The following is a 15,870-nucleotide window of genomic DNA, read 5'->3' on the forward strand; positions in this document are numbered from 1 at the left end:
GTACTTTAACTTTTTAATAATTTATTCAAACAAAAATGAAAATCACTTTTTACGGTCACGCTAGTTTGGGAATTCAAATAGGAGATATTAATCTTTTAGTAGATCCATTTATTTCGGCAAATCCAAAAGCTTCAGTAATCGACATAAATACGCTAAAAGCTGATTATATTTTAATAACACACGCACACCAAGATCATATTGTTGATGTGGAAGCCATAGCAAAGCGAACTGGTGCTGTAGTTATTTCTAATTTTGAAATAGTATCTTATTATGAAAAATTAGGAATTAAAGGGCATCCTATGAACCATGGTGGTAAATGGGATTTTGAATTTGGAACTGTAAAATATGTTAACGCTATTCATACATCTTCCTTTCCAGATGGATCTTATGGAGGACAACCAGGTGGATTTGTTATTCAATCCAATGAAAAAGTAATTTATATTGCTGGAGATACGGCATTGACTTATGATATGAAATTAATTTCAAAATCTTTTGATTTAGATTTAGCTATCTTACCAATTGGAGATAATTTTACCATGGGAGTAGATGATGCGGTAATTGCTTCAGACTTTTTAAAATGCAATACCGTTTTAGGGTATCATTATGATACTTTTGGCTACATCGAAATTGACAAGGCTAAATCTAAGGCTAAGTTCGATATTAATTTAAAATCCTTATTGCTTCTAGACATAGGTGAAAGTATTGAACTATAAATGATTAAAGCATCTTACAAAAAGTATATTCTTCATTTTAAACAACCTAGTGGAACTTCTCGCGGTGTATTAAAAATAAAAGAAACATGGTTTCTTGTTTTAAATTCTGAACATAAAAAAGGAATTGGTGAATGTGGTTTATTTAGAGGACTCTCAATTGATGATAGAATAGATTATGAAGATAAGCTAAAATGGGTGTGTAATAATATCCATAGAGATTTTGATGAACTTTTAGTCGAATTAGTTGAGTTTCCGAGTATTCAATTTGGCTTAGAAATGGCTATTAAATCTTTGAGGAGTAATGATGCATTTGAATTATTTCCATCAAAATTTACTAGAGGTGAAGATGTTATTCCAATAAATGGATTAGTATGGATGGGAGATGAAGCGTTTATGAAGCTGCAAATTAAAGAAAAAATAAAATCAGGTTTCGGTTGCATCAAAATTAAAATAGGCGCTATAGATTTTCAAACTGAAGTTAATCTTATTAAATCTATTCGGCGTGAGTTTACTTCAAAAGATATAGAATTGAGAGTGGACGCGAACGGAGCATTTTTATATGAAGAAGCCTTAGAAAAACTAAAAGTTTTATCAGATTTTGATTTGCATTCTATTGAACAACCTATAAAGCAAGGTCAATTAAATAAAATGGCATTACTATGCAAAGAAACACCATTGCCAATTGCTTTAGACGAAGAATTAATAGGTGTTTTTTCTGTAACAAAAAAGAAAGAGCTACTACAAACTATAAATCCACATTATATTATTTTAAAACCTAGTTTAATTGGTGGATTTAGAGGAAGTAACGATTGGATAAAATCATCTGAAGACCAAAATATAGCTTGGTGGATTACAAGTGCTTTAGAGAGTAATGTGGGACTTAATGCCATTTCACAATATACTTATAATAAAAAAAGTAAAATGATACAAGGTTTAGGGACAGGAAGCTTATTTACTAATAATTTTGATTCACCATTACAAGTAAAAAATGGTACTTTGCGATATAATAGAAATATTAATTGGAATTTAGAAAAAGTACAGTATAAATAGTGCTGTTTAAATTATTAACTGTTGCTCCGAATACGTTTCGGAATTAATTTATAAGATATGTATATAGCTCAAGCGTTTAATGTGTTGCATGATTGGTGGCGTTATTTGGTAGGTGTAATTATTGTGGTGTTTGCTGTTATATTAGGTCAATTGCCTTTTACTGGTGCAGTTTTATATAAGGCTTTTAAGAATGGTGATGGCTTAAGTGGTTTAGACGAAAAAAAGATGATGACACTTTTAGAACCTAATTTGAATTTATTTTTAATGTTGCTGTCATTTGCTGTTGGGTTGGTCGGACTTTTAATAGCAGTAAAATATTTGCACAATCAGTCCATTACTCATTTAACAACTTCACGAAGACGAATTGACTGGGGCCGCTTTTGGTTTGTTTTCTTTTTATGGGGAATATTATCCAGTGGACTAGTATTGGTCGATTATTTTATGTCTCCCGAAGATTATGTTGTGAATTTTAAATTAGTACCGTTTATAATTCTTTGCATTATAGCAATTCTATTAGTTCCATTGCAAACCAGTTTTGAGGAATATTTATTTAGAGGGTATTTAATGCAAGGAATAGGAGTTCTTGCAAAGAATAAATGGGTGCCATTAATTACAACTTCAGTTGTTTTTGGTTTACTGCACATTGCAAACCCAGAAGTTGATAAGCTGGGTTACGTAATTATGGTTTATTATATTGGTACAGGGCTATTCTTAGGTATTTTAACTTTAATGGATGAGGGCATGGAGTTGGCGCTTGGTTTTCATGCCGCCAATAACTTATTTACAGCTTTATTAGTAACCGCAGACTGGACAGCTTTTCAAACTCATTCTGTTTTAAAGGATATGAGTGATCCAGAAACCATGGGGTTAGGAGAAATTTTTGTTCCAGTATTTGTGATTTTTCCAATATTGTTATTTATTTTATCCAAGAAATATAACTGGACTAACTGGAAAGACAAATTATTTGGCGAAGTTATAGAGCCACAAAAAGACGATTATAAAATTATAGAAGATTAAAGACACAATGATACCTGATTATAAAAAAGTACACTATCGTTTCAAATTAAATAATCATTATTATTCCCGTGAAAACCTCATGGAAGTAGCCTATAGCTTTGTGAAAGAAGGCGACCCCTATCAGCAAGAATTAGGAAACTTTTTATTGGATTGGCTAGACGATAAAGATTATTTGTTAGTGCAAACGTCTGGTTCTACAGGAAAACCAAAAAAAATAAAAATTACTAAACAGGCAATGGTAAATTCTGCTATTGCAACGGGTGATTTTTTCAATTTAGAACCGGGTTATAAGGTGTTACATTGTTTACCATCAAATTTTATAGCAGGTAAAATGATGATTGTTAGAGCCATTATTTTGGGTTTAGAGTTAGATATGTTAGAGCCATCTGCATTCCCACAGATTGACTACGAAAAGAAATATCATTTTTGTGCATTTACACCAATGCAGCTCAAAAATTTTGCAAAATATTTAAAACAAATTAAGATTGTAATTGTAGGAGGAGGAAGCGTGTCAGATGAAATAATCCAACTTATCAAAGATAAAAAGCCTCGCGTTTATGAAACTTTTGGGATGACAGAGACAGTGTCGCATATTGCTGTAAAAAAATTGAATAATTTTGAAGATGAAACTAGTAATTCATATTTTAACACGCTTCCGGATGTTAAAGTTTCAATAGATATAAGAGGTTGCTTGATTATTGAAGCTCCAACACTTTCAAAAGAAAAAATTATAACAAACGATATTGTTAAAATTCATTCTGATACAAGTTTTGAATGGATAGGGAGATATGACAATGTTATTAACTCAGGTGGTATAAAATTATACCCAGAACAAATTGAAGCTAAACTAAGAAGTGAAATAGCAGAACAGTTTTTTATAGCTTCATTACGAGATGATACGCTTGGAGATAAATTAGTTTTGATTATAGAGACTGAAGAAAACGATTTAAAAACCATTAATTTTGATGGTTTGGATAAGTTTGAAAAGCCTAAAGAAGTTTTTGCCTTACCTAAGTTTATTGAAACAGCATCAGGCAAAATCCATAGAGAAAAGACGTTAGCAGAATTAGGTATCTAGTTAGGAAGAAAATATAATTACTGGGTATAGATCAAATTTTATAAAAAAGTAAAGAGCGACTATTAAGTCGCTCTTTACTTTTTTACTGTTGCATTTTTAGATAATAATCTGCCGATCGTCTACCAGACCCATAGATTAGAAAAAAACTACAAACTAATAATGTTATAATAGCTAGCAATAGGTTGTTAGAATCCATTTCACCAACAAAATTTATTACTATAGCACCAATTAAAATAGGTATTTGAGCTATAATTGCCCATCTAGTAAGTAAACCAAAAGCAATCAAAATACCACCTAAAAAATGCGCAGGTGCAACATAATGAATAATTAACATGCCTCCTGCCATATTTTGCATGGGTTTGAAAATATTCATTAACATTTCACTGTCTGCCATAAAGTTGATTCCTTTTATAAACAAAAAAATGCCAAGGGCAATACGAAGTAAGTCAATTGGCAAATACGTATGGTTATTTGCCCACTTATTCAATGTCTTTATTGTTCCCATGATTGATGTTGTTGATTATCAATGATTAAGTTACAAAAAAAGCAGGAGATATTAAAATAGTGACGTCGTACTATCTTAATAATTTAGTAGGTTTTCCTAATTTTAAGAATAGGATTGAAGCGCATAATCCAATAAATGAAAAGCAAGACATTACTAAAAATACACGCTGATGACCTAACACTCCAGGTGAGTTATCAAGTAGAACCCCAATAATTGGTCCAGAAAAAATATCTGGAGTATAGCCAATAATTGATATAAAACCTACTGCAGTACCTGTTAGTGCAAGTGGTATTTTACCTTCCTCTAAAGTTGCGAAATATAAAACCCGAGCAGAATAAACCCCCAAAGCCATTAACCCGATAGACAGTGCAAACATTAAAGGGGTTTCTGAGGCAATTATATCTGAGGAAAAAATAAGACTTGTAACGAGCATCAATAAAAATCCTATTATTAACCAAAGTGATGCCCTTGTTCTATCTGCCATCAAACCAATGACTACTCCAATTATTGGACGCATGTAAAGCAAATATGTCCCCACTTTCGCAGAAGCTATATCGTCATAAAGCATGACGTCCTTTGCATAAAGACTAAAAACATCGGTCATTTTATAACCAAAATAAGCGCACAAAACAATTATCATAAGCAACCAAACTGCTGGTAATCTTGATACTGTTTTAAAGTCCTTAATATTAATGAGTTTAGATTTGATTATTTTATCATCGCCATCGTCATTGATTGATTTCAGGAAAAAGAAAATCAATAGTGCTACAAATGCAACTATGGTAGAACAAAATAATAGAACTTGTTTAAAAGCGATTTGTCGTTCAATAAAAGAGGAGTTATTAATGCTTTCTGGTAAAAAGAGGCTAAATATATACACACCTACAGATCCAAAAATTGCAGCAACTAAACCGCGTCCACCATCTAAAAAACCAAATGCAATACCTTGTTTGTCTTTGCCTCCCCAGATTCTAGTTGCCTTTATCATAGCTGCCCAGAAGAGAAAAATGGTTGTGAATCCCCAAAAACCATATAAGTAAATCATATTAGAAAAAGACGGAAATGTTGCCAGATATAATCCCCCTAAAGAAGTTAGTAAAAGAGCTATAGACATTAATTTTCTAGGATGAAATTTATCAGCCAATGGACCACCAAATAAATAAGAAAATAATGCGACAATGCCATATACAGAAAAGCAATAACCAAGTTCTGTATTATTTATTTCAAAAACTTCTAAAAAAGTTGGTCTAAATATTCTTGCCAAAACAAATGGTAAAATGAATACAGATTCACCTGCCAATATGAGTAAGAAGATTGTAAAAAACGATGAATTTTTTTTTGATAACCTCATTTAAACTTGTAGAACACCTAAGTTAAAAGGTTTTAGAATAGGAGCGTGGTTAGCTGCTTCAATACCTAGGCTAATCCAAATTCTGGTGTCTAATGGATTAATAACTGCATCCGTCCATATTCTGGCCGCCGCATAATATGGAGAGACCTGATTGTCGTATCGGTCTTTTATTTTATTGAATAATTCTTTCTCTTTTTCAGGAGTAATTTTTTCGCCTTGTTTTTCAAGTGAAGCTTTTTCAATTTGCAACAAAACTTTGGCAGCCGAGTTACCACTCATCACAGCAAGTTCTGCACTAGGCCATGCAACAATAAGTCTTGGGTCATATGCTTTTCCACACATCGCATAATTACCAGCACCATAACTGTTTCCGATAATAACCGTGAATTTAGGGACAACCGAATTACTAACAGCGTTCACCATTTTCGCACCATCTTTTATTATGCCCGAATGTTCACTTTTACTACCTACCATAAATCCAGTAACATCCTGTAGAAACACCAATGGTATTTTCTTCTGATTACAATTAGCTATAAATCGTGTGGCTTTATCAGCAGAGTCGTTATAAATAACACCTCCAAACTGCATTTCTCTAGGTTTTGATTTCGAACCTGTGGTTTTCACAATTAGCCTTTGATTTGCAACAATACCTACTGCCCAACCATCAATTCTGGCGTAGCATGTTATAATAGTTTGCCCGTAACCTGCTTTATATTCTTCGTACTCTGAATTATCTACTAAGCGTTTAATAATCTCATACATATCGTATTGGTCTGCTCTGGACTTTGGAAGAATGCCGTAAATATCTTCTGGATTTTCCTTTGGTTTTTTTGGATCATTTCTATTAAAACCTGCTTTATCGTAATCCCCAATTTTATCAACGATGTTTTTTATTTTATCTAAAGCATCTTTATCATCTTTGGCTTTGTAATCAGTTACACCTGAGATTTCACAATGAGTTGTTGCGCCACCTAAAGTTTCATTATCAATGCTTTCTCCAATTGCTGCTTTTACTAAATAACTTCCTGCAAGAAAGATGCTTCCTGTTTTATCAACAATTAAAGCTTCATCGCTCATAATAGGAAGGTAGGCACCACCCGCAACACAACTGCCCATAACCGCAGCAATTTGGGTAATACCCATACTACTCATTACCGCGTTATTTCTAAAAACACGTCCGAAATGCTCCTTATCCGGAAAGATTTCGTCTTGCATTGGCAGATAAACACCAGCAGAATCCACTAAATAAATAATTGGTAACCGGTTTTCTATGGCTATTTCTTGAGCACGAAGGTTCTTTTTTCCTGTGATTGGAAACCATGCACCTGCTTTTACGGTTGCATCGTTAGCAACAACAATACATTGTTTACCTTTTATATAACCTATTTTTACAACGACACCTCCAGAAGGACATCCACCATGCTCAGTGTACATGCCTTCACCTGCAAAAGCACCAATTTCAATAGATTTAGCCTTGGCGTCTAGTAAGTAATCAATGCGCTTTCTAGCCGTAAGTTTACCTTTGCTGTGTAACTTTTCAATACGCGATTTACCACCACCTAAACTTACTTTAACTAATCTTTTATTAAGCTCTGTGACGAGTAATTTATTATGATCTTCGTTTTTATTGAAGTTGATATCCATACATTGATTATTTGAGACGAATTTACAAAACCAATTCCTGTATAAAAAGTGAATAATTTGTTAAAATACATAACACGGAAATATATTCCTTGGAATATAAATATATTTATTGTAGTTTTGCGTCATAAATAATAACAACAAAATGAAAACAAATAAAATAATATATTACATTTCAACAGCATTAGTAACTGTTATAATGCTATTTTCAGTAAGTATGTATTTTTTTAAGCATGATATGATTAAAGGTGCTTTTGAAAGTTTCGGATACCCAACCTATATTATATATCCTTACGCCATTGCAAAATTATTGGGTTTGCTAGCTTTATGGCTACCTGGTTATAAAGTTTTAAAAGAATGGGTTTATGCAGGTTTCTTCTATGCTTTTGTACTTGCATTTTTCGCACATTACATGATAGGAGATGGGCAACAAGGAACAGCGGTAGTTGCTCTAATAGCGTTAATAGTATCCTATATATTTTATAAAATAATAAGTAAATAAATATTTTAAAAAAAGTATAAATGAAAAATATAATAGCATTTGCAGGTAGTAATAGCATCACTTCAATTAATAAACAGTTAGCTACTTATGCAGCAAGTTTAGTTGAAAATGTTGAAACTAGAGTTCTAGACTTAAATGATTTTGAATTGCCACTTTATGGTATTGATTTAGAAAATGAGAAAGGCATTCCAGATAATGCACAAAAGTTTTTAGATATTATAAAATCTTCTGACGGTATCGTATTATCTTTAGCAGAACACAATGGCGCTTACGCAACGGTATTCAAAAATTTATTTGACTGGATGTCTAGAATAGATGGAAATCTTTGGAGTGAAAAACCCATGCTTTTAATGGCGACGTCCCCGGGTGCTAGAGGAGGAGCTACAGTTTTAGAAATTGCTAAAGGTCGTTTTCAATATATGGGAGGAAACATTGTTGCAGATTTTAGTTTCCCATCATTTGGAGCTAATTTTTCAGAAGGGGAAATTATAAATGATGAATTAGATGCTGAATTAAAAGATAAGGTTAATAATTTTAGAGAGGCACTTTAATTTAAAACTGCAACTGAGACTGTAAACTGAATACAATGGGCGATTTATCCAAAGACATAAATTCTAAATTTGATAGCAATAGAGTGAAAGCTTTATTAAACATTATCTATACATCGAACTGGATAATGAGTCATCAGAATGAATTCTTTAAAACATATGGAATTTCCCCACAACAGTATAATATCTTAAGAATTTTGAAAGGCGCAGATGAACCGTTGAATGTACAAACTATTAAAGATAGAATGATTGAACGGTCACCAAATGCTACACGTTTAATGGATAAATTGTGCGCTAAAAAATTTATTGAGCGTTGTCCTTCTGATCATGATAGACGTGTTGTTAAAATTGCAATAACTAATGAAGGGAAAGATTTTTTAGAATCTATCCCAAATAATTTCAATAGAGAATTATTGAAAAATTTGAGTGAAGAAGAAGCAGAACAACTAAGTAATCTGCTTGATAAAATGCGATGACAAGATAGGTTTGTCGTGTTGAAATGTCATACTGAGCACACTCGAAGTATTGATTCAGCATCTTATAAAGAGATAGCATATTTTTTTAATTAATTATTTTCCATGGAAAATATTATAAAAGTAATTATTATGAAAGTAAATACAATAAAAAGAGTAGGCCGAGGTGATTTCGTTAATATGGGACCAATACAATTACGGCAACCCATACCAACACAGCAGATTGATAATATAGATCCGTTTATACTACTACACCATTACGGACCTTATGAGATAACCGAGCGTAATAACCCGTTTGATTTAGGTCCACATCCACATCGAGGTTTTGAACCAATAACCTTTTTAGTACAAGGTGAGCAATTACACAGGGATTCGCTTGGGAATGAAAGTGTAGTAAAAGCAGGAGATGTGCAATGGACTACGGCAGGTAGAGGTATTATTCATGCGGAAGCCCCAACAAAAGATTTTGTGCAAAAAGGAGGTACACTTGAAGGAATTCAGTTATGGTTGAATTTACCTGCAGAAAAGAAAATGATTGAAGCTAATTATCAGCATGTTAAAAATGAAGACTTTAGAGTTGTAAGTTCTGATGATGGTAAAATTAATATTCAAATTATTGCTGGTGAGTTTAAAGAGGTTTATGGACGCATTAAAACGCAAACTTCAGTAAATGCCTTTATGATAGATGTTGAAGCTGACGGAAGTTATGAGGTTGATGTTCCGAAATTCCACCAATCGACAGTTTATTTGTTGAAAGGAAATGTTACTATTAATGGAAGGGAAACCTTAAAATTAAATGAGAACCAACTAATTCAGTTTAATCAAGATGGAGTAGGATTTTCAATTAAAGGAAATAAAACGAGCAAGCTATTATTTATTTCAGGAGAACCTTTTAATGAACCAGTAACTACTTATGGACCGTATGTAATGAATACCCAAACTGAGATTATGGAAGCAATGCGCGACTACCAAATGGGTAAAATGGGATTTTTACCGGCAAATCAGAGTAATTCGCTCCTTGAGGAGGGTTAGGGAGGTGTTTTTTAATTTATGAATACACACTAAAATCCCCTCAAGAAGATAATATACTGTAATCTGACCTCTAGTTAGTTATCTGCAGTGATAAGCCCAATAAAGAAATAATAATAGATTTCCTTCTTTAAGGAAATAAAAAATAAAATTTAAAATGAAAACAATAATTCACAAATCGAATAGCAGAGGTTATGCTGATCACGGTTGGCTAAAATCGCATCACACATTTAGTTTTGCAGGATATCAAGACCCAGAACGTATAAATTTTGGTAAGCTGCGTGTTCTCAATGATGATGTCGTAAAGCCCAAAATGGGTTTTGGTACGCATCCGCATCAAAATATGGAAATCATTTCAATTCCGTTAAAAGGTGCATTGTCGCATAAGGATAGCATGGGGAATAAACGAGCTATTGAAGTAGGTGAAGTACAGGTTATGAGCGCAGGAACTGGATTGACACATTCAGAATTTAACGATAGTAAAAGGGATGCTGTTAACTTTTTGCAACTTTGGATAATACCAGATAAAATGGGAGTTATGCCTAATTATGAGCAACGTCGTTTTGATGTTTCTACTCAGAAAAATAAATTACAAACAGTTGTTGCGCCTAAGGATAAGTTAGAAGGAGATGCGTTGCCAATTAGTCAGCAAGCCTATATTTATAGAACTAATTTGGATGTTAGTAATTCAGTGACTTTGAATGCTAAAAATATTGATAATGGGTTTTATGTATTTATTGTTGATGGAAAAGTTACAATTGATTCGAATACACTAAATAGTCGAGATGCCATTGGAGTTTGGGATTCTGATAGTTTGGAGATTACAGCTAAAGATAATTCTGAAATTATAATTATTGAAGTTCCTATGGATTAGCTTAGTGGAATGATTAATAGCGAAAAAGCACCCACAATGGGTGTTTTTTTTATTTAAAACTACGATATTTGCTTTTCGACTAACTAATTAAAAAGAAAAGATTATGGCGATGAATAAGAATACGGTATTGGCTTGGGCAACATGGATAATGATTTTTGTGGGATTAGCTTTAATCGCAATGGGAGCATTTCGTTATGATGAGGTTGCAGGATGGGGATTTGCCTCTGTTGGTATAGGTTTTTTAGCAAATGCGTGGGTGTTTAATGCTTTAAAAGGTAGAGTATAATGAGTGACGATAAAAAAATAATATTTTCAATGTCTGGTGTAACAAAGACATTTCAAAGTGCAAATACGCCAGTTTTAAAGAATATTTATTTGAGTTTTTTCTATGGTGCCAAAATAGGTATCTTAGGTCTTAATGGCTCTGGTAAATCTACATTACTAAAGATAATTGCTGGTGTTGATAAAAATTATCAAGGCGATGTCGTTTTTTCACAGGATTATTCTGTTGGATATTTAGAACAAGAACCGAAACTTGATGAAGAGAAAACTGTTATGGAAGTTGTACGGGAAGGTGCTGCGGAAACCGTTGCCATTCTTGACGAGTATAATAGTATAAATGATCAGTTTGGTTTAGAAGAAGTATATAGCAATCCAGATAAGATGGAAAAGCTAATGAATAGACAAGCAGAATTACAAGATCAAATTGATGCGGCAAATGCTTGGGAGTTAGATACCAAGTTAGAAATAGCCATGGATGCCTTACGTACGCCTGATGGTGATAAGAAAATTGGTGTGTTATCAGGTGGAGAACGCAGACGCGTAGCATTATGCCGTTTATTGTTAAAAGAACCAGATGTATTGCTTTTAGATGAGCCTACTAACCACTTAGATGCTGAATCTGTGCATTGGTTAGAGTATCACTTAGCGCAATACAAGGGTACTGTAATTGCAGTAACACACGATAGATACTTTTTAGATAATGTTGCAGGTTGGATTTTAGAACTGGACAGAGGAGAAGGTATTCCATGGAAAGGAAACTACTCTTCTTGGTTAGATCAAAAATCTAAGCGAATGGCTCAAGAAGGGAAAGTAGCTTCTAAACGTCAAAAAACATTAGAGCGGGAGTTAGAATGGGTGCGTCAAGGTGCAAAAGGACGTCAAACTAAGCAAAAAGCACGTTTAAAGAATTACGATAAGTTAATGAGTCAAGATCAAAAACAACTTGATGAAAAACTTGAAATATACATTCCTAACGGACCGCGTTTAGGAACTAACGTAATCGAAGCTAAAGCAGTAGCTAAAGGATACGACGATAAATTATTATATGATGATTTAAACTTCAGCCTTCCACAGGCAGGAATAGTTGGAATTATAGGGCCAAACGGAGCTGGTAAAACCACAATTTTCCGAATGATAATGGGAGAAGAAACTCCAGATAAAGGTGAGTTTATTGTCGGGGATACTGCTAAATTGGCTTATGTAGATCAAAAACACTCAAATATAGATCCAGAAAAAACAATTTGGCAAAACTTTAGTGATGAGCAAGAGTTGATCATGATGGGTGGAAAGGAAGTAAATTCAAGAGCTTATTTAAGTCGATTTAATTTTTCAGGTGGTGAACAAAATAAAAAGGTGAAATTACTTTCTGGAGGTGAGCGTAACCGTTTACACTTAGCAATGACGCTTAAAGAGGAAGGTAATGTGTTACTTTTAGACGAGCCAACTAATGACCTTGATGTCAACACATTACGAGCTTTAGAGGAAGGTTTAGAAAACTTCGCAGGTTGTGCCGTAGTGATTAGTCACGACCGTTGGTTTTTAGATAGAATTTGTACACATATTTTGGCTTTCGAAGGCGATTCGCAAGTATATTTCTTTGAAGGCAGTTTTTCAGATTATGAAGAAAATAAAAAGAAACGTCTTGGTGGCGATTTAATGCCGAAGCGTATTAAGTATAAAAAATTAGTTCGTTAAAATTTTAAACTGCGCTCACTTTAAAGTGGGCGTTTTTTAATTGTCCCCACCATACATATGACCTTCTGTAAAATCTCTGTATGGTTTATCTTTGTCTTGCTCAGCTATTTTTTTATTGATAGCATCTAAACGGTCATTTTCTTTTTTAAGCTTATAAGATTTTCTTATTCCCAAAAGCAATAAAATTCCAAAAAAGACAACCACCACAATAAGAATATTCACAATGGTACTCTGATTAACTAAGGGAAGGGTTATAAAAGAAAAAGTCATGCGGTTAAGTGGCTAATTTAAAAAACGATTCTAAACAAATATAATACATTCTTGCAATTTGTCTGAAAATTTTAACAAGTGTAACATTTTATAAAATTATAGTACTTATAAATTGAGCGATAAAAAAATATTAAATTTTAAAAAGTAAAATTCATTTACGTTTCTAGATTGAGATATTTTAACGAAATTGCTTGTCCGTAAAATTGTTCAACCTATAATACCAAATATGCTATGCCAGATGATTTTGATTTATTAGAAACTAATTCAAACGAAAAAACAGAGAAAGTAGATGTAAATTGGGGAAAGGCCATTGATACTATGAAATCTAAATTATCTCAAGAAGACGATCCTGAGGTGCGCCAAAAAATACTGAATGCTACTTTGGATGATGTGGTCCATATGGCAGAGAAAGACAGAACAACCCTTTTAGATGCTATAAAAGATCTAACCGATTATCAAGATGAAGTTGGTATAATTTTCGAAAAATTCTCAGCACTTAATGCAACAGAGCAAAAAGTGATTGATGATGCTCAAAAAGCTTTAGAGCGTGCAAGAATTGAATTAGAAGATGCTGAAAATAAACCAGATACTTGGTGGAATAACTTGTGGGGACGAAAAAGCAAAATTAAAAGAGAACAAGAAGAATATAAAGTAGCAGAAAAAACAAGAGCAGGAGCTGATAATAAAGCAAAAGCGATGTTTCAAGAGCGTATTGAAAGCGCCGATGTGCAAACGCTTTTAAGCGAACTATCATATAAATCTCAAGCGGCAGTTACGCGTTTAAAAAATCGTGAAGTAGAAATTAAAGAAGTGGAAGAGAAACTTAAAGATGCCATTGTTGAAGCTTCCAAAAACCATACGAAAGCCTTAGAAAAAAAGAAAGAAGTAGAGGATAAGCTTGAAGAGCAATATGCCTTATTAAAACAAGCACGTCAAGAATTAGAAGATATTGCCGATAAACAATCTGCTGCGTATGCCGAAGCTATTGGTAAAGTAACGACATTAGAACAAAAGGTTGAGGAGTTAGAAGGTCTTAAAAATGCTTATACAACATTAGCTGCAAGTAAAGATAGCTTCGTGCATAAACACAACTTAACAATTAAAGTATTGACATCTTTACGTAGCAATTTGCAAACACATCGCGCAAAATTAAAGAGTGATACAGAAGAGCGTCTTAAATATTACGATGGTTATGTAGTGGCTTTAAAAGCAAGAACAGATCAAGAATTCGCTGCTATTTTAGAGCACTTAGGCGTTAAAACCGATGAGCATATTGGAGAGACTTTAGCATCAATGCACACGGCAAGTGCTAAAGCGCGTCAAGAGATGATGGATAATATCCCAGTTCACGAAAAAGTGATGCAAGGGGTTTACAGCAGTTATGCTGAGGCGTTACAAGAAATTCGTGCAAAAGACGGAGAAATTCAAAAGAATTTTGCCGAGAGGTACGGTATCGATATGAAAGAAATTTTCGAGGATTATTACAATGCTGATGCCAATGCGCCTTCAGGAGATGATGGCGAACCAGCAGGAGAACCAAAACCAGAAGTTAACAACGACGATTTGCTGTCTTAAAATATTAAGGGCGTTACCACGCCTTTGGGCGTGGTCAGGCTTTCCGCTTTATCTTTTTTAGATAAATAAAAAAGGATGCCGCTTCAATCCTTAACGCACTATTCGATAAACCTTTAGACTTCAGTAAGAACTTTTAACTTTTAATTGTTCACTTTTAATTTTAAAAATGTCCATAAACCACATCGTTACACCATTAGATTCTGCAATACTCGATTCCAAAGAGCATTACGTATTCTATCACAAAATGGTAGACTTTGCTTTTAAGGAGTTAATTGTGGCTGTTCAACAACAGAAAATTTGCAATGATATTGAGGTGAAATTGTTTAAGCAATACTGCGATTTGTTGTTGTACTCAATTGAAGCTATGCGAGTCAAGTATATGTATGACGACGAGGATAATATGAAGGTAGATTTAACAGATTCTGGATATCCAAATTATTTAGAATTCCGATATTTATTTAACGATTTAGAACTACGCGATGAATATCTTGGAAAATTAACCCCGGTTGCAACACTTAAAGAAGAGTTCCTAGATACATTATTACGAAAAAAAGAGCCTATTAAAAAAAGCAAACTATTTCAGGCTGCATCTATTGTTTATTACACTTCGGTAAATAAGCAATACATTTTCAATAGGTTTGTACAAGGGAAAATTTTTAATGCTCCAGAAGAAGGTGATACAAAATATATAATTAGTTGGAGTTTTTACGATGTGTCTCATAATCGACCATTCATTTGTTTTATGTATTTCAATTACAGCGGAATCGATGCAAGAGATGCTAAAGAAGAAATTTATGAAGTTTTAAAGATAGTTGCAGACAGAGATATGACTTTAGATACTATGGCATTTACAATAGACAGAAAATTACCTAAAGTATTTCCTAAACTTATAAAACGAATTGATTTAGGACCATTGCATAATGTTTTTGCAAAGGATGAGCATATAGTAACTCATGCTTTATTAGAAAGCATTGGTAAAAAGGAAATTCCAATAGAATCTTATGCATTTTCAATGCGAGCAGATCAAGTAAGCTCTAAAAGTGAATTTAAAGAAGGCGGGTTTTTTAGTAAACAAATATTGCAAAAATGGGATGATGTGTTTAAGCAAAAGTACATTTTTGCGCCGCATAGAATCATACAATTGCTTTATAATAAAACACCTGAAATGATGAATGGGTTGGCTAAACCACCTATTGAAATGGCAGGATTAGAAATAGATTTAAACAATAATTGATAATTAACAATTGTCAATTGTATATTGAAAACA

At 33.3% G+C, this 15,870-nt stretch carries 17 protein-coding genes; 13 read left to right on the plus strand and 4 right to left on the minus strand.

Going from position 1 to position 15,870, the window contains the following annotated elements; translation table 11 throughout:
• Positions 1-35 precede the first annotated feature (35 nt).
• From AC2D6V_RS12575 to AC2D6V_RS12590, 4 genes are read left to right on the plus strand one after another with little or no spacing between them, the layout of a single operon-like run.
• The gene (locus tag AC2D6V_RS12575) at positions 36-713 is read left to right on the plus strand and encodes a metal-dependent hydrolase (protein WP_484648550.1); all 678 of its coding nucleotides are present in this window, start codon (positions 36-38) and stop codon (positions 711-713) included.
• A complete protein-coding gene (locus AC2D6V_RS12580; protein WP_484648551.1) occupies positions 714-1,763 on the plus strand; it encodes an o-succinylbenzoate synthase in 1,050 nt (349 codons plus the stop codon).
• A 57-nt stretch (positions 1,764-1,820) separates the two neighbouring features.
• A complete protein-coding gene (locus AC2D6V_RS12585; RefSeq protein WP_484648552.1) occupies positions 1,821-2,780 on the plus strand; it encodes a CPBP family intramembrane glutamic endopeptidase in 960 nt (319 codons plus the stop codon).
• A gap of 7 nt (positions 2,781-2,787) precedes the next feature.
• A complete protein-coding gene (locus tag AC2D6V_RS12590; protein WP_484648553.1) occupies positions 2,788-3,858 on the plus strand; it encodes an AMP-binding protein in 1,071 nt (356 codons plus the stop codon).
• Between the two features lie 82 nt (positions 3,859-3,940).
• Here the strand turns inward: AC2D6V_RS12590 and AC2D6V_RS12595 are convergent, their stop codons facing one another.
• The 3 genes from AC2D6V_RS12595 to AC2D6V_RS12605 form a co-directional block, all read right to left on the minus strand.
• A complete protein-coding gene (locus tag AC2D6V_RS12595; RefSeq protein ID WP_484648554.1) occupies positions 3,941-4,363 on the minus strand; it encodes a DoxX family protein in 423 nt (140 codons plus the stop codon).
• 70 nt (positions 4,364-4,433) lie between these two features.
• Positions 4,434-5,714, minus strand: a complete 1,281-nt coding sequence (locus AC2D6V_RS12600; protein ID WP_484648555.1) for an MFS transporter — start codon at positions 5,712-5,714, stop codon at positions 4,434-4,436.
• A complete protein-coding gene (locus AC2D6V_RS12605; RefSeq protein WP_484648556.1) occupies positions 5,715-7,358 on the minus strand; it encodes an acyl-CoA carboxylase subunit beta in 1,644 nt (547 codons plus the stop codon).
• Between the two features lie 142 nt (positions 7,359-7,500).
• Here AC2D6V_RS12605 and AC2D6V_RS12610 point away from each other — a divergent pair, with 142 nt between their 5' ends.
• The 7 genes from AC2D6V_RS12610 to ettA all read left to right on the plus strand — a co-directional run bounded on the left by AC2D6V_RS12610 (position 7,501) and on the right by ettA (position 12,758).
• A complete protein-coding gene (locus tag AC2D6V_RS12610) occupies positions 7,501-7,857 on the plus strand; it encodes a DoxX family protein (protein WP_484648557.1) in 357 nt (118 codons plus the stop codon).
• A gap of 20 nt (positions 7,858-7,877) precedes the next feature.
• Entirely contained in the window at positions 7,878-8,408 is a 531-nt protein-coding gene (locus AC2D6V_RS12615; protein WP_484648558.1) for an NADPH-dependent FMN reductase, read from the plus strand.
• Between the two features lie 35 nt (positions 8,409-8,443).
• Positions 8,444-8,881, plus strand: a complete 438-nt coding sequence (locus tag AC2D6V_RS12620; RefSeq protein WP_484648559.1) for a MarR family winged helix-turn-helix transcriptional regulator — start codon at positions 8,444-8,446, stop codon at positions 8,879-8,881.
• Positions 8,882-9,010: 129 nt separating this feature from the next.
• Positions 9,011-9,910, plus strand: a complete 900-nt coding sequence (locus tag AC2D6V_RS12625) for a pirin family protein (RefSeq protein WP_484648560.1) — start codon at positions 9,011-9,013, stop codon at positions 9,908-9,910.
• Positions 9,911-10,064: 154 nt separating this feature from the next.
• Entirely contained in the window at positions 10,065-10,781 is a 717-nt protein-coding gene (locus tag AC2D6V_RS12630; protein ID WP_484648561.1) for a pirin family protein, read from the plus strand.
• A gap of 103 nt (positions 10,782-10,884) precedes the next feature.
• A complete protein-coding gene (locus AC2D6V_RS12635) occupies positions 10,885-11,067 on the plus strand; it encodes a CAL67264 family membrane protein (protein WP_484648562.1) in 183 nt (60 codons plus the stop codon).
• Positions 11,067-12,758 (plus strand): energy-dependent translational throttle protein EttA, encoded by a 1,692-nt coding sequence (gene ettA / locus AC2D6V_RS12640; protein ID WP_484648563.1) that lies wholly within the window; start codon positions 11,067-11,069, stop codon positions 12,756-12,758. Before AC2D6V_RS12635 ends, ettA begins: the two co-directional genes overlap by 1 nt.
• A 36-nt stretch (positions 12,759-12,794) precedes the next feature.
• Here ettA and AC2D6V_RS12645 read toward each other — a convergent pair whose 3' ends face one another.
• Positions 12,795-13,028, minus strand: a complete 234-nt coding sequence (locus AC2D6V_RS12645; protein ID WP_484648564.1) for a hypothetical protein — start codon at positions 13,026-13,028, stop codon at positions 12,795-12,797.
• Positions 13,029-13,259: 231 nt separating this feature from the next.
• Here AC2D6V_RS12645 and AC2D6V_RS12650 point away from each other — a divergent pair, with 231 nt between their 5' ends.
• Entirely contained in the window at positions 13,260-14,603 is a 1,344-nt protein-coding gene (locus AC2D6V_RS12650; protein WP_484648565.1) for a microtubule-binding protein, read from the plus strand.
• Between the two features lie 166 nt (positions 14,604-14,769).
• Positions 14,770-15,837 carry a hypothetical protein gene (locus tag AC2D6V_RS12655; protein ID WP_484648566.1) on the plus strand — a complete coding sequence of 356 codons (1,068 nt, stop codon included), beginning with the start codon at positions 14,770-14,772 and terminating at the stop codon, positions 15,835-15,837.
• The last annotated feature ends 33 nt before the right edge of the window (positions 15,838-15,870 follow it).

This window comes from Algibacter sp. YIN40 (assembly GCF_057219435.1).